The sequence below is a fragment of the Synechococcus sp. CB0101 genome (assembly GCF_000179235.2).
Classification (GTDB): Bacteria; Cyanobacteriota; Cyanobacteriia; order PCC-6307; family Cyanobiaceae; genus Vulcanococcus.
Window position 1 is genome coordinate 2,278,807 of record NZ_CP039373.1, and the last position, 16,792, is coordinate 2,295,598.

Sequence of the window (16,792 nt, forward strand, 5' to 3'; positions counted from 1 at the left end):
CCTTCCCGCTATGACCCACGCCCCACCCGGCGCCCGCCAGATCGAGCGGCGCTCCCTCCAGATCGGCGTGGCCGCCAGTCTGGTGATGGCGGTGATGGGCATCAGCGTCTACGCGCTTTCGGGCTCTGAAGCGCTGCTGCTCGATGGCCTGTATTCCGGTGTGATGGCCGCCTCCAGCTGGATCGCCGCCCGCATCGGCGCCAACGTGGTGCGCCCGCCCGATCGCGCCTACCCCTATGGCTACGACGGCCAGGAAGCGCTGTATGTGCTGTTCCGCTCGCTGGTGCTGATCGGGATCCTGAGCGTGGCCCTGATCACCGCTGGCACCACGATCGTGAACCACCTGGCCGGCCAAGCGGTGGAGGCCGTGCAGCTGCGCCCCGTCGCCGCCTACGCCGGGCTAATGGTGGTGCTCTGCCTGGCCCTGGCTTGGCGCCACGAGATCGACTGGCAGCGCAGCGGCCGCTGCAGCGAACTGCTGCGCACCGAAGCCCATGCCGCCCGCATCGATGGCCTGATCAGCGGCGTGGCTGGGGCGGCGCTGCTCGGCGCACCCCTGCTGGAGTCCACCCCCCTGCGAGCCCTGGTGCCGGTGGCCGATTCGGTGTTGGTGTTGGCACTGGCCCTGGTGGTGCTGCCTGAGCCGCTGCAGCAGTTCTGGCGCGCTCTGCGCCAAACCGCTGGAGCCGCCTGCGACCCGGATTTGATCGCACGCACCCGAGCGGCGGTGCAGGAGCTACTGAGCGGTATGTCGACCTGGCTGCTCGATCTCACCGTGATGAAAGTGGGGCGCACCACCTTTGTGGTGGCCTATCTCAACCCCGCCATGCCGGTGGATGGCCCCTGGCTCGATCGCCTGCGTGAACGCATCGACCAACGCTGCGGCGAGCTGCTGGGCCCAGTCCGCACCGAGGTGATCCTCACCGGGCAGGCGCCGTTTGCGCCGATGCCATAGGACTGCGTAACATGTTACAACCGTCGGCGAACGTGCAATGACTTCAGGAGGAGGACCAAGCAGCGTCGAGCCCAGAGGGGATCGGCGCCAGGCAGCTCGGCTGCGCGTTGCCGCTCACCGCCAAAGGCTTCGCGAACAAGGCCTGCGACCAATCCAGATCTGGGTGCCCGATACACGATCCGAAGCGTTTGCCGCAGCAGCCCACGCACAGTCACGAGCCGCCAGCGCAAGTGCTCACGCCGAAGCAGATCAATCATTCATTGACAGCATCGGCCTACTCAACGAGCTGTGAAACGAGGCGAAATCTGGACCGTGGCTGGCGGCGGGGACGTGACTGGCAAGCCACGACCGGCGGTGATCCTGCAACACGACGCTTTCGACGGAACCGACTCCGTCACCATCTGCGCCTTCACGAGTGATGCCACAGATCTGCCGCTGTTTCGGATCGCAGTGGAACCCTCGCCCACCAATGGACTGACTTCAGTCAGCCGGTTGATGGTCGACAAGATCACCACCGTGTCGAGACGCCGATTGGGGCAATGCATTGGCCAACTAAGCCGTGCTGATCTCCACCGCCTCAGCCAATGCGCGATCGTGTTTCTTGGCCTGGCCAGCTCCTAGGGTCGCCCCAACCCCGCCCGAGCCCACCGGTGACCAGCAGCCCCGCCCCCACCTGGGACGTGATCGTGATCGGCTCGGGCATCGGCGGGCTGGTGACCGCCTCGCAGCTAGCGGCTAAGGGAGCGAAAACGCTCGTACTGGAGCGCTACCTGATTCCAGGGGGCTCGGGGGGCAGCTTCCGGCGTGAGGGTTACACCTTTGATGTAGGCGCGTCGATGATCTTCGGCTTCGGCGAGAAAGGGCACACCAACCTGCTCACCCGCGCCCTGGCCGATGTGGGCCAACACTGCGAAACGATCCCCGATCCAGCCCAGCTCGAATACCACCTGCCCGGCGGGCACAACGTGGCGGTCGACCGCGACTACGAAGCCTTCATCGCGCGCCTCTCAGCCCTCTTCCCCCACGAAGCCAAGGGCATCCGCGCCTTCTACGACACCTGCTGGCAGGTGTTCAACTGCCTCGATACGATGCCACTGCTCTCGCTTGAGGACCCGGCCTACCTCGCGAAGGTGTTTTTCAAGGCGCCATTGGCCTGCCTGGGGTTAGCCCGCTGGCTGCCGTTCAACGTGGGCGATGTGGCCCGCAAGCACATCCAAGACGAACAGCTGCTCAAGCTGATCGATATGGAGTGCTTCTGCTGGAGCGTGATGCCGGCGGACCTCACCCCGATGATCAATGCGGGCATGGTGTTCTCCGATCGCCATGCCGGCGGCATCAACTACCCCAAAGGAGGCGTGGGGGTAATCGCGGAGAAGCTGGTGGCCGGGCTGGAGAGCCATGGCGGCGCCATCCGCTACAAGGCGCGCGTCACCAAGGTGTTGATCGAGAACGGCCAGGCCGTCGGCGTGCGGTTGGCTGATGGCGAGGAGATCCGCGCCCGCCGAGTGGTGAGCAACGCCACCCGCTGGGACACGTTTGAAACTCCTCAGGAGAACGCTGATGTGCAGCGCCCCAGAAGCGCGTCACTCGTGGATGCCGCCCACACCCCCAAAGCCGAAACCACCTGGCGGCGCCGCTACAAGCCCTCCCCCTCCTTTCTCTCGCTGCACCTAGGTGTGGAGGCCTCGGTGATTCCCGAAGGCTTCCACTGCCACCACTTGCTGCTTGAAGACTGGGGCGAGATGGAAAGCGAGCAGGGTGTGGTCTTCGTATCGATCCCCACGCTGCTCGATCCCTCCCTGGCTCCGGAAGGCCGGCACATCGTGCACACATTTACCCCCAGCGACATCCAGGCCTGGAGCAAGCTCAGCCCCGCCGAGTACAAAGCCAAGAAAAGCGCCGACGCCGCACGCCTGGTGCAACGGCTGGAGGCAATCCTGCCGGGCCTTGGCACCGCCATTCGCCACCAGGAGATTGGCACCCCGCGCACGCACCGCCGTTTCCTCGGCCGCATGGGCGGCAGCTACGGCCCGATCCCATCGCTGCGGCTACCGGGTCTACTGCCGATGCCGTTCAACCGCACCGGGGTTGATCATCTCTATTGCGTGGGCGATTCCTGCTTCCCCGGCCAGGGGCTCAATGCCGTGGCCTTCAGTGGTTTTGCCTGCGCCCACCGCATCGGCGCCGACTTGGGGCTCAACCCCTGGGCGCTGCCGGACTGAACACTCTGTTCGCCAAAGACAGTGCAGCTGGCAGCGACCAACCCAACGCCACTCCATCGCGGGGGCATGCTTCAGCGACTTCATCTAGGCCGAGCAGATCGGCATCGACACGAGGCAGATGCACCATTTCGTCCCCGAAGACGCTGGATTGGTCCCCAGAGAGCAAAGAAAAAAATCCCTTGGTGTTGCACGAATACTGAACACGCAAGCAAGAAAAACCAGCTCAGGGTGCTGTCGAGAAATCTTTACCTGGGCGCCGACCTCGAGCCCGTGGCCGCAGCGGCTCTGAGCGGGGATGAACAAGGAGTCTTCACCAAAGCCACAGAGTTTTGAAACCAGGTTCAAACCAGCGACTTTCCGACAAGGGCGGAAGCGTTTGCCGCTGAGATCGCCGCAAAGCAACCTCACCTAGTTGGCCTGCAGGAAGTATCCCTCTATCGAACAGCCCAGGGCATCAACGAAGAAGCGACGGACGTTCAGTTCGACTTTCTCCAGATTCTCTTGAACGCACTGGAGCGCCAAGGAGCCAACTACAAGGCAGTCTCAGTTCACCAGGCTTTCGACGGTCAACTACCAGCCTTCATCAATGAAGGCGAGAAGAGCAGCGTGAGGCTGACAGATCGCGATGTGATCTTGATGCGCACTGATTTGCCAGCGAAGTCATTCAAGCTAGCCAAGAGCAAAGCGGGAGCCTATGAGGCTCAGCTCGACTTGGTCACGGGCCTAGATGTGAGCCGAGGCTGGACCGCTGCTGACGTGAAGTTCAACGGCGAGCGCATTCGCTTTGTGAACTCGCACTTGGAAACGAGTGCAGGAACAGCAAGCACGCGGACTCATCAATGGGCCTGCAAAGTCGAAGAAACGCACCCTGCTGGTGGCGGCCTTCAACTCCGATGCCGAGAATCCCGAATCTGCTGCATACGGCACCTACGACGTGCTGGCCGGCAAGAAGCTGGTCGACACCTGGACAACCCTTAAACCTAAAGCAAGCTTCAAAAAGAGCGTCACCTATGGCGTCAACGACGACCTCAGACTGGCGCCATACAGCGTGAATCCAGAACGACTCGACCTTGTTCTATTTGGCGCCGGCTTCACACCAAAAACCATCTCCCGTTTCATATCGCCCGTCGAAAGCGCACAACCGCTCGGCCCACCCTGAAACTCCGACCACGGCGGCATCAGCGCTGATTTCACACTGACGTAGTGAATACTCGAGCACAACGGTCCAGCCGAACAAGTGGCCGCAACGCTCGAGCAGCAATCTCCAATCAGGCTAAAATTGAAATGGTAATTTTCACTCGTCCGTGAACATCTTCAGACTTGTCGCTACAGCAGCTCTCAGCGCAGCCCTGATCGCTCCCACTGCAAGCCTGGCTGGCAAGAAGGGTAACGACGGCAATAAGGGAACAACTCGCGTCGAAGCCAAGGCTTCCAAGAAAGCAGCCCATAAAGCCAAAAAACAAAAAGCCGGCAAGCAGAGCGGCAAGAAAGGAGACAAGAAAAGCGGCAAGGATCTGACAGTCAAACGGGGAGAAACCAAGGTCTTCAGCGGCGAAGACGGCCAAACATACGAAACCGTAACTGGAGAAGCTGGCAGCACAACGATTTTTCAATAACGTCTACTTGTGATCCTCACAAAGCCCAGTGACAAACTGGGCTTTTTTCGCCTTTCGAGACAGCTGATATCGACTTCTGACCGATCTAGATTCGATACACTCGACCCCAAGGCGATTAAAGCACAATTCGAGACCTTGCAATCAAGCTATTTCTCTAAGAATTCTTAGAGGATACACGCCGTTTCAGCTGTCCATAGCCTGCCTGCTGCGCCTGCCTATAACGCCAAGATCTCAATGCGCTGAGTCCAGTGCCTTCGCCTGCGCAAATCGGTCAGAGTTATTTCTAGAAATCTCGACCTAGAACCCGTGGCCGCAGCCCTGAGAGGGAATGAACAGGAAGTCGCCACAAAGGCAACCGAACATTCGAGTCAGGTCCCTAGCAATAACGGCCCTACACTGGCCGGAAGCATTTGCAACTGAGATTATCCAAAAGCAACCTTACCTAGTTGACGCACAGAAAGCAACCCTAGATCATACTATTCCAGCGCACAAAAAAGGATCGAGGGACTCCCAATCAGACTTCCTATAGACTCTCTCTATAGACCCTATTAGATGCATGCTGGCACCAAAGAGCTGACTACAAGGCAGTCTCGATTTAGCAAGGTTTTCAAATGATAACCGATTGCATTCATCAATGAAGGCAAACCGGGCAGCATCATGTTGACAGACCGCGATGTGATCTCAACGGGAATCATTGACCCGCGAAGTCATTCAAAGGAGCCAGGTACCAAGCCGATCGGCGCCTTGAGCGACTACACCTACAGCTGTATCGCAATCAATCTGATCACGACCCCTCAAACACGAGGAGTTGAGAAGGCTCTGTTCAGTATCAAAGCCTTGTTCATCGGAGACATCAGCTATTCCCCCCGGCGAGCCACTCGCACCAGCGATTGGATGAATCCGGCAATTCCGGGGATGAACAGGGCGCCGCTACTGTTTTACCCCTGCCATCCCTTCGTAGGCTTGACAGCGTTGATGTGGCTGGTGATGTGAATCGGCGCCTGCCGCAGCTTCAGCACTGGCTGATTCAGCACTGGTTTGCACTCGCCAATAGCCTCTTCTGGCTTGTGGTTGGCCTTGAGGCCGCAATCACTGCCACCGTGCTCCAATCGCAGGTGTACCAGCTGCCCTGGTTCGTGAGCTCCAGGGCCTTGGCGGGTTGGCTCTTCTGCGTCTGGTTGCACCGGAGTCTGCAGCAGCGGCCGCGCTGGCGCGCCCTCACAGGCTGGCAGCGGGCTGCCCTGGTGATCAGCCTGCTCAGCTTGTTTGCCATCGGGAGTTCACTGCTGATCCGCGGGGTGCGGCTGGCGATTGGTGATGTCGACCCAGCCATGAGCGCCGTGAAGTTCTGGGTCTATGTGCTCGGGCTGGAACTGCGCCTGATGGTGTGGGCTGGCTTCTATCTGCTCATTGCCGAAAGCCGCGAGCGGCTCCAGGTTCAGGCCCGCCATGCCGCCACAGAGCTGGCCATGAGCCGGGCCCAGCTCAGCCTGCTCTCCGCCGCCTTTCAACCCCACTTTCTGATGAACGCGATGAACACCCTCATCGCCTGCCGCCATGATCCCGATGCGGTGGAAAGTGCCGGTGAGGGCCTGGCCGGCTACCTGCGCTACACGCTCGATCGCAGTGATGCGGAATGGGAACCGCTCGCCACACAAATGGAAGCGCTCAACAACTACCTCAGTGTTGTCAGGCGACAGCAAAAACTGGTCCGGCGGCGACACGAAAACTGGTCCACCCTGTGGAGCGAGCCAGGCCTGACGACACGGTGAGCGCAGGGGCGTCATCTCTGGAGCCGATGGCTGCGGAGATGCCGGTGCAGACCCCTCAGGATGTGGAGGCGATGCAGCGGCTTTCGGCAGCAGGCTGGGGCCGTAGACGGATTGCCCGGGAACTGGGCTGTTCGCCGGAGACGGTGCGCAAGTACCTACGGCAGGGTGGCTGGCAGCCCTATGGCAAGCCCTGCCGCACCTCGGTTCTCGATGGTCAACGGGAGTGGCTGCGGCAGCGATTTCTGGCCCACCGCGGCAATGCCGACGTGCTGCGGCAGGAGTTGGCCAGTGAGAAGGGAATCAAGGTGAGCCTGCGCACGGTGGAGCGTGCGGTTGAGCCATGGCGGCGTGAGCTGCGCAACGCAGCTGTGGCGACGGTGCGGTTTGAGACGCCACCGGGCCGGCAGCTGCAGGCGGACTTTGGCCAGTGCGTGGTGCGTATTGGCGGCGAGCGGGTGCGGGTGCACCTGGCGGTGCTCACCTTGGGATACTCCAGGCGACTGTTGGTGCGGGCGTTCCGCAGCGAGAAGCAGGACCACTGGCTCTCAACCCTGGAGGAGGGTTCCGGCACTGGGGCGGTGTGCCTCAGGAGGTGCTCGTGGATAACGCTCGCGCCCTGGTGAGTCAGCACGATCCGGAACGACAGATCCTGGTGTTTGCCCAGCGGCTTGAGCAGTTCGCCAGCTACTGGGGGTTCAAGCCCCGCGCCTGCCGGCCGTACCGGGCCAGGACGAAAGGCAAAGACGAACGTGGGGTGGCGTACGTCAAACGCAACGCCATGGCCGGGCGGGAGTTCAGCAGCTGGGCGGAGCTGGAGGCCCATCTGGTGCGCTGGACCCGTGAGGTCGCTGACCTGAGGGTGCATGGCACCACGGGTGAGGCGCCGCTGGAGCGGTTTATGCGCGCAGAAGCCCAGGCCTTGCAGCCGCTGGAGGCCAAGCCGTCCTTCTTGGCAGAGCGGGAGCTGGTGCGCGTTGTGCACAGCGACTGCTGCGTGGAAGTGGAAGCGAACTGGTATTCGGCGCCGCAGGCGCTGATCCGCCAGCGGGTGAGCGTGCTGGTGCGCGATCAACAGGTTCTGATCCGCCATGGCGGCAGGATCGTGGCTGAGCACAGGCGTCAGCGGCCTGGTAGCCGTAGCCGCCAGGTGATCGACGGCCATTGGGATGGCCTGGTGCCGCAACGGCAGCGGCGCGAGGCGGTGCGTTCGCTGCGGGACACCAGCGAGCGTTGTGATCAAGAACAGGAGCAAGAGCAGGAGCGGCGCATGGTTCGCAGCTCTGAACTGGCCCGGCCTCTGGCCGTCTATGCCGAGCTGATCGGTGAGGTAGCGGCATGAGCACCAACCCGCGCAACCGATCCACACCCATCACGCCACCGGTGCCGACCGAGGAGCTGGAGGCGATGCTTACCCGCCTGCGGCTACCGGCCATCCGCGATCGCCTCGATGCGCTCCTGGAGGAGGCGGCAAGGCGGGAGATGAACCTGCGTGAGGCGCTGACCTGGCTCTGCACAGCTGAGGTGGCTCGCAAGGACCAGCTGCGGATGGAAATGGCGCTGCGGCTGGCGCGCTTTCCGTATGTGCGGACGCTGGAGGCATTTGATTTCGAGGCTCAGCCGTCGATCGATCCGGCCCAAATCCGCGAGCTGGCCACCTGCCGTTGGGTGGCCAACGGCGACACCTTGCTACTGCTCGGACCGCCGGGTGTGGGTAAGACCCACTTGGCCGTGGCACTGGGCCGGGAGGCGGTGCGGCTCGGTCACAGCGTCCAGTACGTCGGTGCGATGGAGCTGATCACAGCCCTGGCCAAAGCCCAGGCGCAGCACGCCCTGGAAGCAAGGCTGACGCAGTACGCCAAAACCCGGCTGCTGATCATCGATGAGCTCGGCTACCTGCCGCTTGAGCCGAACGCGGCCTATCTGTTCTTCCAGCTGATCTCCCGCTGCTACCAGCGCGGCAGCGTGTTGATCACCTCCAACCGCCCCGTCATGGAGTGGGGCGAGGTGTTTGGTGATCAGGTGGTTGCCACGGCAATCCTCGATCGGCTGCTGCACCACAGCCACGTGCTGACGATCCGGGGCGACAGCTACCGGCTCAAAGGGAAACGTCGCAGCGGTCTCATCCGCCCGCAGGCGGCGGTTCCTCCTCACAGGACAGCGCTGGCCTACAGCCACCGCCGCCCAGTGAGGAGGCCTGAAGGAAAACTCGAATCAGGCAGCACAGGTTCCGCAGCCCACAACAACCACGTCACGACACACACCGATGAGGCAACGATCGAAAAGCCAACGGAAGGCCCCATCAGCAGACCATCAGCTGGACCAGATTTCGTGTCGCCGGAGGACCAAAAGCGGATGTCGCTTGACAAGTGTGGAAGAACTGCGCTTCGGCGAGCGCCTCGAAACACGCATTACCAGTGACCCGCACCTACACCATCAAGCCGTGCCACGTTTTCTGCTTCAACCGCTGGTGGAAAACGCGCTTAAGCACGGCCAGGGCAACAACGCTGGCTGCCTGCACTTGCGCATCAGCCTTGAGCGGACGGCGGAGCAGCTGCAGCTGCAGGTGTGCAACACCGGTGTTCTCGCAGCCGACCAAGGGAGCAGCCCAAGCGGCGTGGGCTACGGCCTGAGCGGCCTCGCGCAGCGCCTGCACTGGCACTACGGCAACCAGGCCAGTTTCTCGATCCGCCAAGACGGCGCCTGGGTGATCGCCACGTTGATGCTTCCTCTGCGATGACAAGCCCTCTGCGCGCCCTCTTGGTTGACGATGAACCTCCGGCCCTGGAGCGCCTGCAAGAGCTGCTGAGGCTCTGCGGGGATGTGGAGGTGCTGGCGATGGTGTGCTCCGTGCAGGAGGCCGTTGGCGTTCTTCAACAGCACCCGATCGATCTGGTGTTCCTCGATGAACGCATGCCCGGTGGCGATGGCCACACCCTGCTCGGCCAGATCCCCCAAGGGGTGGAGGTGATCTTCACCACCGCCCATAGCGACTACGCCGTGGACGCCTTTGCCGCAGGTGTGCACGACTATCTCTCAAGCGGGTGCAGGCAGCGCGCCTGGGCCTGAGCCTCGAGCGCCTTAGGCAGCGCAGGAGCTCGACAGCATCGCCCACACCAGCCACCAGCACTGGCCTGTGGCTGGAAGCAAGTGACGGCGACCGGGGTGTGCGCCAATTCGTGCCCTTTGCGGAGATTCTCTGGGTAGCGGCGATGCAGAACTACACCCATCTGCAACTGCAAGAGGGGCCTGGGCTCATGGTGAAGCGTCCGCTCAAATACTGGGAGGAACAACTCCCGGCTGAGCGCTTCCTACGCCTGGATCGCTCCACGATCGTGCAAGCAAGCCGGATCAGCCGCTGCGAGCGGCAATCGCGCAGCTGCACGCTGTTGCGCTTTGGCAGCGCCGCCGAGGCCCCCACCCTGGCCGTGGGCAGCACGGCCGCGATCCGGTTGCAACAGGCCCTGGCTCTGCAGCCATGAGCCAACGCCATCCGCTGCAGTGGTTGCGTTCCTGGGGCAAGCAAGAGGCGCAGGCCCTGGCGCCCTGGCAGCGCCGGTGGCTGCAACGCGGCAGCCTGGTGTTGGCATTAGGTCTATGCGCCCTGGCGCTGGAGCGCCACCACCGCCTGGAGCGCCAGCGCCGCGATACACAGCTGCAGCAGGGCATCGAGCTGGCGGCCGCCCAATGGAGCACCCTGCGGGCCACCGCCTACGACTGGGCCCATTGGGATGAAACCCATGCCTTTGCCCGCGGCGAAGCGCCCGGCTACCCCGCCCGCAACCTGAAGGTGGCCAACGGGCTAAGCCGTGTGGCTCCGGTGGTGCTGATCGTCAACCGAAGCGGCGCCTTGCTCACCATGCAGGGCCGCCGCGGGCCCTCCAGCTGGGCGCAAGACCCCTTGGTGCGCTGCAGCCAGGCCCAGAGCACAGCACTGCTGGCCGCACCGCAAACCCTGGGAATCCACTGCCGTGATCAAAACGGAACCCGGCTCTGGATCGGTGTGATCGAGCCGATCACCGATACCAGCGAACGAGCCGCGGCATCGGGCCTTATGGTGCTGCTGGCCCCCCTGCGCCATCCCAGCCATGGGCCTGCGATGCAGGCCCTGATGCAGACCCTGGAGCGGCAGCTGATCGCAGGCGCGCCTGGGGACCAGACCCTCCAGCTTCAGGGGCAACCGCTCTGGGGCCCTGATCAGCGGGTGCTCAATCTCAACCCCAAACCCGTCATAGGCGAAGCAATCGCCGCCCTGGGCAGCGACCTCAGCGTGGCGCTGCCCTTTCTGCTCTCCCTGCTGGGGCTGCGGGCCGGCTTGATGTTGCAGCGGCGCCGCAGCTTGCTCCTGCAGCGGCAACAACAACAACGCAGTCAACAACGGCTGCGCCGAGCCCGGGGTCAACTGGAACAAGGGCTCAACAACCTGCCGGATCGCCAACGCGAACAAGCGCTGCAGTTGCTCAGCCACGGATGCGGCGATCCGATCGACGATCTCGCCAGAAAGCTGGAGCTGGTGGCCCAGGCGCTGCGTAATCAGCAAGAGGCACCGAGCCAAAGCGCAGGGGTGCAATTCGAACCGATGCGCAATCACCAAGGCGAGCTCCAGCGCGTGCACGTGCTCGCGGGCCATGAGCGCACCCTGGAGCACTACCGGAAAGCGATCAAGGCCTGGAGCAACTTGCCCTCGGGTGTGCGCTGCAATCTTGGCCTGCAGCTGGATCTCCCCCCTTCGCTGTGGGGCAACCCACGAACTCTTCAGGAGCTGGTCGCCATCCTCAACAACCACAACATGCCAGCGGAGCTGTGCACCATTGGCATCGAAGGCGCTAACGCAAGTGCCGATGCAATCAGTCAACACCTACCGCTGTGGCGCAACGCCGGATTCGCGCTGGGCTGGTTGCATGCGGGGGGAGCTCTGGATCCAGCCATCTGGCTGCACAAACAGTGGGTGGATGAAGTGCAGCTATTCACACCAGGTTGGAGCAACCCCTCAGTCTTCACAGCCCAGCAAGCACTGATCCAAGCCCTGATCGAGCTGGGACATGCACGCGATCTACAAGTGTCGGTGCGAGGGGTGCAACAACAGGACGACCTGCAGGGTTTGTGGCAGCGAGGCGTGAACCTCGCTAGCGGCCCACGAATCGGAGTGCCGGTGCAGGAGATCAGCGAGCTGCTGGTCAAACAGGCAGGCAACAACCATGAAACCAAGCAGCGATGAGCAACCGTTCAGAACGTGACGCGATCAGCGGGCAATGAGGCTTCGGGCCAGGTGAGTTCACCCTGATCATGGATGGCCTGAGAACCCTGAAGAGATACACCGAAACCCTCCGCCGCAAGCCCGGAAAGAACTTGGCGGTTGTGGATGTCTACGCCAATTCCAACGAAGACGGCAACAAGCCTATCGCGCGCGTCAAAGCCAACTTCAAACAACACAAGCGCATGGCTGAATTGAGCCGTGGCGGCGGATACATCAACACTCTGACCGACGATGGCGATTTCGAGCTCACCTGGGAAGGAAAAAACTTAGAGATAATATGGCTCAAAGACTTCAGCAACTTCAACTTCACCCCGACCGAACTCAGCCGAGCAAGCAAAATGCAGACTAGTACAACTCAGAACCCACAGACATCCGCCCAAAAGAATGAGCCAACTCAGCAACCAGAAAATTACTTTATCGACGCAAAGATGCCTCCATCAGAATCCGTAACGGGGCTACCCAATTGACCAACACCATTACCGACAACAGACGGGAATATGGTGCCATACGTCTTCTGTTTGAACTGGTCAGGAGTGAGCCACTTCTTACCCCGACCAATCACCTGGCCAGACTCATCAGCAGTCCAGACCTGATACAAACCTTCCTTCTTTCCTTCGCCTTGGAGCAACAGGCGGTAGCGGCCGCCATCCTTCACAGCAGCCGCAATATCCCAATGCGCTGAACTGTCATCGCTCAAAATAGAGCCGTCTTGGGCACGCAGTGGATTAATGATGGGATCGGGACCATCTGACTTAAGCTCATAGAAACCGCCATAAGCATCGCGAGACAAAACATCTCCACCCACCGTGAACGTCACCTCCGCCACAGAGTAATCCTCACCATCTGACACTTGATAGAGGAATGAATCACGTCCCACAAATTCAGGGTCAGGAGTGTAGCGGAAGCTATTTCCACCAATCTTCTTAAGACTACCATTCTCAGGCGCAGAGAAGTCTGTTACACGGAGACTTTGACCCTCCAGATCAAAGTCTCCAAGAAAACCAGGCTGAGAATCGACAGAGAATTTCACGCGCTTCGCACCCGAGGCCACAGACACAAAATCATCTGCAAGCTGTGGCGCATCATTGACTGACTCGACTTCAAGAGTCACACTGATTGCGCCAGAGGACGTAGGCGTCGAGTAACTCAAAACGAAAGAGTCAACCCCGTAAAAATCAGCAACTGGCACATAGTAAAGGCGGCCGTCTCTTCGCTCCAGACTCCCCATAGATGGGAGAGTGACGGCATCAACCTGAACATCCGAACCATAAAGCTCAACAAGTCGCGCGTAGACTTCGACCACGCCATCTTCTTTAAGCCGTAAAGATAATTCTTCGTCACCCACCTCAGCAAGAAGACGGTCAGGAGCTATTACATCAACACCATCTTTTTCTAGAGGATGAGTAAAATCATCACCCGAAAATACTGAAACGCTCCATCGCCATAAGCCCATGGATGCTCCCATGGATACTTTGGTTCGCCCGCATTAGGCTCATAGGCACCCTTAAACGCAAATTGGTCCTTGTCCTTTGCAGTCGCGAACAATTCACTTGCGAGAGGGCGACCGGCCTCCAAGGCAATTCTTATACCTTCAGCAAAAGCATAATTAATACTCTGCTCATACTGATTGGTAGCAGCAATTCCATAGGCATAATCAGCGGAATCAATTGCTGATTCGCTCGCGGCAAGCATTCCGCCCGAAAAACATTGATTATAGACAAGAGTTGCATACCCAGCACTCTCAATAACAGGGGCTACCCATTGAGCCAGCTGAGCATTACCAATAGCATCGCTCCCCCATCCATTCAGACGAGCCTGATTACCGACATCTCTCCTACCAAAAAGCCATTTAGGGTTTATATCATTGTAAGCAATGAGATTACCCTGCCCCTCTCCAAAATCTCCATGGTCAAAAGTCCAGAAAAATACGTGGTCGTTGCTATCAACACGACCCGCGACCTCAGTCAAAGCGCTTTGCAGCGCAGAGCCATTTGCAGAGAGAACAGAAGACCCCGACGCAAACGTCATGTCCGACGAGGCGAAGTAAACAACTTGAGCTAGATAATCGCCATCATCTTTATCGCTAGCCTCGTATTGATAATCAATTTTCAACAACCCTCCAAGCCGCTTATTAAGGTCCGCAAAATTTTCCTCAAATCCTTCAGCTTCAGCACGAGAAAGCCTTGCATTGTTAGCAGTGGCCTTCTTAAACTCTAGCTGTTCATTAAAAATGCTCTCAGCAAGAAATGGATCAACACCAAGTCGAACAATTTCATCTATAGATCCAAACCCATAGGCTTGGTCGTGACGTGTATCCGATTCAGCATTGGCATAAAGAACAATAATGTTCTCTTGAGCTATACCATGCTGGTCACGCAAGACCTCGTAAAGACCCTTTAAAGAATTGTAGTAACGCGAAAAATTACGACTTGGACTTATGCCACCCGCAAACAATACTGCATAATCTTCAGAAATGTTTTGCTCAGTCGCCACGGTTTCTAGTCAAGTGATCATCATCCTAAGTGTCGTCACCAGGAGTCCGTCAATAGAGGCGGGCATTGGGGATGAATCCGTAGCTCAAGGGGACGAAATCCACAACTGCCTCAATGACACCTGTTGAGGACCCAGTCTCTCCACTGACACCCCACAGCCTTTCTGACACGCCCACAACAGGCTGCGCCCTTCCAGCCCAGCCACCTCCAGGCCCACACGCCGGCTCCGGTTCAGCACCACCTCCACCTGTTCCCCGCCCGGCGCCCCCCGCACCAGCCGCAGGCCCTGATCCCCGTCGGGGCCCTGCAACACCTCCACCGCAAGTTCGGCTGAGCGCAGCGCCGGCTGCTCCCGCCGCAACGCCGCCAGCGAGGCGATGAACGCCCGCAAATCCTGGGGCCAGGCCTGCGGATCGCCCCAGGGGAAGGCCTCCCGACACTCCGGCTCCGCCCCACCGCTCAAGCCCGCCTCCGTGCCGTAGTACACGCACGGCACGCCCGGCAACACAAACAGCAGCACCAGCGCCAGCTTCAGCGCGTCCACATCGCCCTGGAGCATGTGCAGCGCCCGTGGCACATCGTGGCTGTCGAGCAGGTTCAGCTGGGCCTGATTCACCTCCGGCCGATACCAGCTCAAGGTTTCAAGAAGCACCTCCTTCCAGCGCTCACCGCTGAGGCAGCCGTAGGGAATTGCCTCACGGGCATGGCCCTGCTGCAGCCGGCCATCGGCCACCCAACCCAAACAACTCCAGGCCACCCGGTAATTCATCACCCCATCGAAGTGCTCGCCCCCCAACCAGGCGCGCGCATCGCCCCAGATCTCACCCACGATCCAGGCCTCAGGATTGGCCTCCCGCACAACGCGGCGAAACTCCACCCAGAAGCTCGGCTCAACCTCATCGGGCACATCCAGGCGCCAGCCATCGATACCCCGCTCGATCCAGTGGCGCCCCACCGCCAGCAGGTGCTCCCGCACCTGCTGATTGGCGTGGTTGAACTTCGGCAGCGCCGGATCACACCACCAGCTGTGATAACCGCAGGGTTCACCCGGCTCTGGATAGGGCTTGAGGGGCCAGTGCTCGGTGATGAACCAGTCGACATAGGGCGAGGCCGGGCCGTTCTCCAGCAGATGGTGAAACGCCCAGAAGCCCCTGCCGCAGTGGTTAAACACACCATCGAGGATCAATCGCATCCCCCGCCGCTTCAGCTCCGCTACCAGCGCATCAAAGGCTTGATCACCGCCTAGTAAGGGATCTACCTGGAAGTAGTCGTAGGCGTGATAACGGTGATTGGCCGCCGAACTGAAGATCGGGGTGAGATAGAGGCAGGTGATGCCCAGCGCCTGCAGATGGTCGAGCCCCTCGATCACGCCATAGAGGTCTCCACCCTGAAACCCGGTGGGCGTGGGTGGATCGCCCCAGGGCTGCAGAGCCAAACCCTGCTGCGCCGCCACGCGGCCGCTGCGGCGAAAGCGATCGGGAAAGATCTGAGCCACCACCGCCTCGGCCACCCAGGCGGGCGGACGGGTGAAGGCAGAGCGGAGATCCGAACTCACGGCCACTCCAGCCCTCTCCATAGGGTGACGCACCACCTTGCTCCCCGCAGCCCGATGGCCGCCTCCAGCGATGGCACCCCCAACGCCGCCGACCTGGCGCGCTACCTCGAGCAGCGCGGTGAGCTGAGCAAACCCTGGATGCTGCAACTGCTACGGCTCACCAAGCTCAAGGAATCTCGCGATTCGATGGATCCCCAGGAGTACATGGATGCCCTTCAGGAAGCCCATGCCGATCTGATGCGCCTAGGTGAGTTCTGGAAAGGCCGCGAACAAGAGGTGTTCAGCGGCCGCTACGCCCCTTCCACGGTGGTGGAACCTCTGCCCGGATCCCCCGAAGATCGATGACCAGCAGCGGCGAGCAGTCCACCGCCACAGTCGCCATCTTCCCGATGGCTCCGCTGATCCGCTTCACCCTGATCAGCCTCTATCTAGCGCTGGTGCTGCCACTGCCCGTGCTGGCTCCGCCGGAGCTCCAGGGCTGGCTCTGGGCTGCGTTGCCGCTTGGGCTAGTGCTGATCCTGGCGCTGGTGAGCGAACAGGTGGAACTCAGCGACATCGGGATCCGCGTCGGCCATCCGGCTTGGTGCCGTTGGTGGCTGCGTCGCGGCTGGCATCTGCAGTGGGAGGCGATCACCGGGCTCACCCCAGTGAACACCAGCCAGGGAGGCAAAGTTTTTTACGTGCGAACACAAGAAGGATCGGCCTATCTGCTCCCTCAGCGGGTACAAGCCTTTGACGGCTTTCTGAGCCGCTTCAGCCAATACACGGGGCTCAACACCAGCTCCATCGGCCGGATCAGCCCACCATGGACGTATCAACTGCTGGCCAGCATCTGTGGTGTGATGCTGGGATCTGAAATAACTTGGCTACTGATACGCTAACGTTCTGATCAAGCAATCTAAATGTCGACGAGAGGCCAATTTCCA

The 16,792-nt window shown here is 60.6% G+C and carries 21 protein-coding genes; 18 read left to right on the forward strand and 3 right to left on the reverse strand.

Features of this window, described 5'->3' with window-relative positions; all coding sequences use genetic code 11:
• The first annotated feature begins 10 nt into the window (after positions 1-10).
• The 16 genes from CB0101_RS12360 (at position 11) to CB0101_RS12435 (ending at position 12,286) form a co-directional block, all read left to right on the forward strand.
• Entirely contained in the window at positions 11-955 is a 945-nt protein-coding gene (locus CB0101_RS12360; RefSeq protein WP_010303275.1) for a cation transporter, read from the forward strand.
• Positions 956-992: 37 nt separating this feature from the next.
• Complete coding sequence (locus CB0101_RS12365) at positions 993-1,247, forward strand: antitoxin MazE-like protein (RefSeq protein ID WP_071778091.1); 255 nt, start codon at positions 993-995, stop codon at positions 1,245-1,247.
• Positions 1,244-1,576, forward strand: a complete 333-nt coding sequence (locus CB0101_RS12370; protein WP_010303279.1) for a type II toxin-antitoxin system PemK/MazF family toxin — start codon at positions 1,244-1,246, stop codon at positions 1,574-1,576. Before CB0101_RS12365 ends, CB0101_RS12370 begins: the two co-directional genes overlap by 4 nt.
• Before the next feature lie 29 nt (positions 1,577-1,605).
• Positions 1,606-3,177: a carotenoid isomerase gene (gene crtH, locus CB0101_RS12375; RefSeq protein ID WP_010303282.1), complete on the forward strand. Its 1,572-nt coding sequence runs from the start codon at positions 1,606-1,608 to the stop codon at positions 3,175-3,177.
• An 808-nt stretch (positions 3,178-3,985) separates the two neighbouring features.
• On the forward strand, positions 3,986-4,336 hold the full coding sequence (locus tag CB0101_RS12380) for a hypothetical protein (RefSeq protein ID WP_136644146.1): 351 nt from the start codon (positions 3,986-3,988) through the stop codon (positions 4,334-4,336).
• Positions 4,337-4,481: 145 nt separating this feature from the next.
• Positions 4,482-4,793, forward strand: a complete 312-nt coding sequence (locus CB0101_RS12385; RefSeq protein WP_029552689.1) for a hypothetical protein — start codon at positions 4,482-4,484, stop codon at positions 4,791-4,793.
• 660 nt (positions 4,794-5,453) lie between these two features.
• Entirely contained in the window at positions 5,454-5,786 is a 333-nt protein-coding gene (locus tag CB0101_RS12390) for a hypothetical protein (RefSeq protein WP_136644147.1), read from the forward strand.
• A complete protein-coding gene (locus tag CB0101_RS12395) occupies positions 5,783-6,565 on the forward strand; it encodes a histidine kinase (RefSeq protein WP_136644148.1) in 783 nt (260 codons plus the stop codon). The genes CB0101_RS12390 and CB0101_RS12395 overlap by 4 nt, the downstream gene beginning before the upstream one ends.
• Positions 6,566-6,591: 26 nt before the next feature.
• Positions 6,592-7,188, forward strand: coding sequence for a helix-turn-helix domain-containing protein (locus tag CB0101_RS12400; protein ID WP_168187986.1), 597 nt, complete (start codon positions 6,592-6,594; stop codon positions 7,186-7,188).
• Positions 7,146-7,904, forward strand: coding sequence for a DDE-type integrase/transposase/recombinase (locus CB0101_RS12405; RefSeq protein ID WP_168187987.1), 759 nt, complete (start codon positions 7,146-7,148; stop codon positions 7,902-7,904). The genes CB0101_RS12400 and CB0101_RS12405 overlap by 43 nt, the downstream gene beginning before the upstream one ends.
• Positions 7,901-8,983, forward strand: coding sequence for an IS21-like element helper ATPase IstB (gene istB, locus CB0101_RS12410; protein ID WP_136644151.1), 1,083 nt, complete (start codon positions 7,901-7,903; stop codon positions 8,981-8,983). The genes CB0101_RS12405 and istB overlap by 4 nt, the downstream gene beginning before the upstream one ends.
• A gap of 22 nt (positions 8,984-9,005) precedes the next feature.
• Entirely contained in the window at positions 9,006-9,302 is a 297-nt protein-coding gene (locus tag CB0101_RS12415; RefSeq protein ID WP_136644152.1) for a hypothetical protein, read from the forward strand.
• Entirely contained in the window at positions 9,299-9,631 is a 333-nt protein-coding gene (locus tag CB0101_RS12420) for a LytTR family DNA-binding domain-containing protein (RefSeq protein ID WP_010303308.1), read from the forward strand. The genes CB0101_RS12415 and CB0101_RS12420 overlap by 4 nt, the downstream gene beginning before the upstream one ends.
• Entirely contained in the window at positions 9,607-10,044 is a 438-nt protein-coding gene (locus CB0101_RS12425) for a LytTR family DNA-binding domain-containing protein (protein ID WP_010303312.1), read from the forward strand. The genes CB0101_RS12420 and CB0101_RS12425 overlap by 25 nt, the downstream gene beginning before the upstream one ends.
• On the forward strand, positions 10,041-11,780 hold the full coding sequence (locus CB0101_RS12430; protein ID WP_010303315.1) for a CHASE4 domain-containing protein: 1,740 nt from the start codon (positions 10,041-10,043) through the stop codon (positions 11,778-11,780). The genes CB0101_RS12425 and CB0101_RS12430 overlap by 4 nt, the downstream gene beginning before the upstream one ends.
• A gap of 68 nt (positions 11,781-11,848) precedes the next feature.
• Positions 11,849-12,286 carry a hypothetical protein gene (locus CB0101_RS12435; RefSeq protein WP_010303318.1) on the forward strand — a complete coding sequence of 146 codons (438 nt, stop codon included), beginning with the start codon at positions 11,849-11,851 and terminating at the stop codon, positions 12,284-12,286.
• Here CB0101_RS12435 and CB0101_RS12440 read toward each other — a convergent pair.
• The 3 genes from CB0101_RS12440 to CB0101_RS12450 form a co-directional block, all read right to left on the reverse strand.
• Positions 12,229-13,284, reverse strand: a complete 1,056-nt coding sequence (locus CB0101_RS12440) for an Ig-like domain-containing protein (RefSeq protein WP_136644154.1) — start codon at positions 13,282-13,284, stop codon at positions 12,229-12,231. The two genes, CB0101_RS12435 and CB0101_RS12440, sit on opposite strands and share 58 nt — an antisense overlap.
• Positions 13,212-14,312: a hypothetical protein gene (locus CB0101_RS12445; protein ID WP_136644155.1), complete on the reverse strand. Its 1,101-nt coding sequence runs from the start codon at positions 14,310-14,312 to the stop codon at positions 13,212-13,214. The genes CB0101_RS12440 and CB0101_RS12445 overlap by 73 nt, the downstream gene beginning before the upstream one ends.
• A gap of 84 nt (positions 14,313-14,396) precedes the next feature.
• Positions 14,397-15,887 (reverse strand): glycoside hydrolase family 13 protein, encoded by a 1,491-nt coding sequence (locus tag CB0101_RS12450; RefSeq protein WP_010303332.1) that lies wholly within the window; start codon positions 15,885-15,887, stop codon positions 14,397-14,399.
• Between the two features lie 33 nt (positions 15,888-15,920).
• Here CB0101_RS12450 and CB0101_RS12455 point away from each other — a divergent pair, with 33 nt between their 5' ends.
• Complete coding sequence (locus CB0101_RS12455) at positions 15,921-16,211, forward strand: hypothetical protein (protein ID WP_010303336.1); 291 nt, start codon at positions 15,921-15,923, stop codon at positions 16,209-16,211.
• Positions 16,208-16,747, forward strand: coding sequence for a hypothetical protein (locus tag CB0101_RS12460; RefSeq protein ID WP_010303341.1), 540 nt, complete (start codon positions 16,208-16,210; stop codon positions 16,745-16,747). Before CB0101_RS12455 ends, CB0101_RS12460 begins: the two co-directional genes overlap by 4 nt.
• Positions 16,748-16,792: the final 45 nt, after the last annotated feature.

Bases quoted from the DNA above. Each gene is read 5' to 3' on its own strand.
- CB0101_RS12360 (WP_010303275.1), top strand. From the start codon at position 11: ATGACCCACGCCCCACCCGGCGCCCGCCAGATCGAGCGGCGCTCCCTC.
- CB0101_RS12365 (WP_071778091.1), top strand. From the start codon at position 993: ATGACTTCAGGAGGAGGACCAAGCAGCGTCGAGCCCAGAGGGGATCGG.
- CB0101_RS12400 (WP_168187986.1), top strand. From the start codon at position 6,592: ATGGCTGCGGAGATGCCGGTGCAGACCCCTCAGGATGTGGAGGCGATG.
- istB (WP_136644151.1), top strand. From the start codon at position 7,901: ATGAGCACCAACCCGCGCAACCGATCCACACCCATCACGCCACCGGTG.
- CB0101_RS12420 (WP_010303308.1), top strand. From the start codon at position 9,299: ATGACAAGCCCTCTGCGCGCCCTCTTGGTTGACGATGAACCTCCGGCC.
- CB0101_RS12430 (WP_010303315.1), top strand. From the start codon at position 10,041: ATGAGCCAACGCCATCCGCTGCAGTGGTTGCGTTCCTGGGGCAAGCAA.
- CB0101_RS12435 (WP_010303318.1), top strand. From the start codon at position 11,849: ATGGATGGCCTGAGAACCCTGAAGAGATACACCGAAACCCTCCGCCGC.
- CB0101_RS12440 (WP_136644154.1), bottom strand. From the start codon at position 13,284: ATGGGAGCATCCATGGGCTTATGGCGATGGAGCGTTTCAGTATTTTCG.
- CB0101_RS12450 (WP_010303332.1), bottom strand. From the start codon at position 15,887: ATGGAGAGGGCTGGAGTGGCCGTGAGTTCGGATCTCCGCTCTGCCTTC.
- CB0101_RS12455 (WP_010303336.1), top strand. From the start codon at position 15,921: ATGGCCGCCTCCAGCGATGGCACCCCCAACGCCGCCGACCTGGCGCGC.
- CB0101_RS12460 (WP_010303341.1), top strand. From the start codon at position 16,208: ATGACCAGCAGCGGCGAGCAGTCCACCGCCACAGTCGCCATCTTCCCG.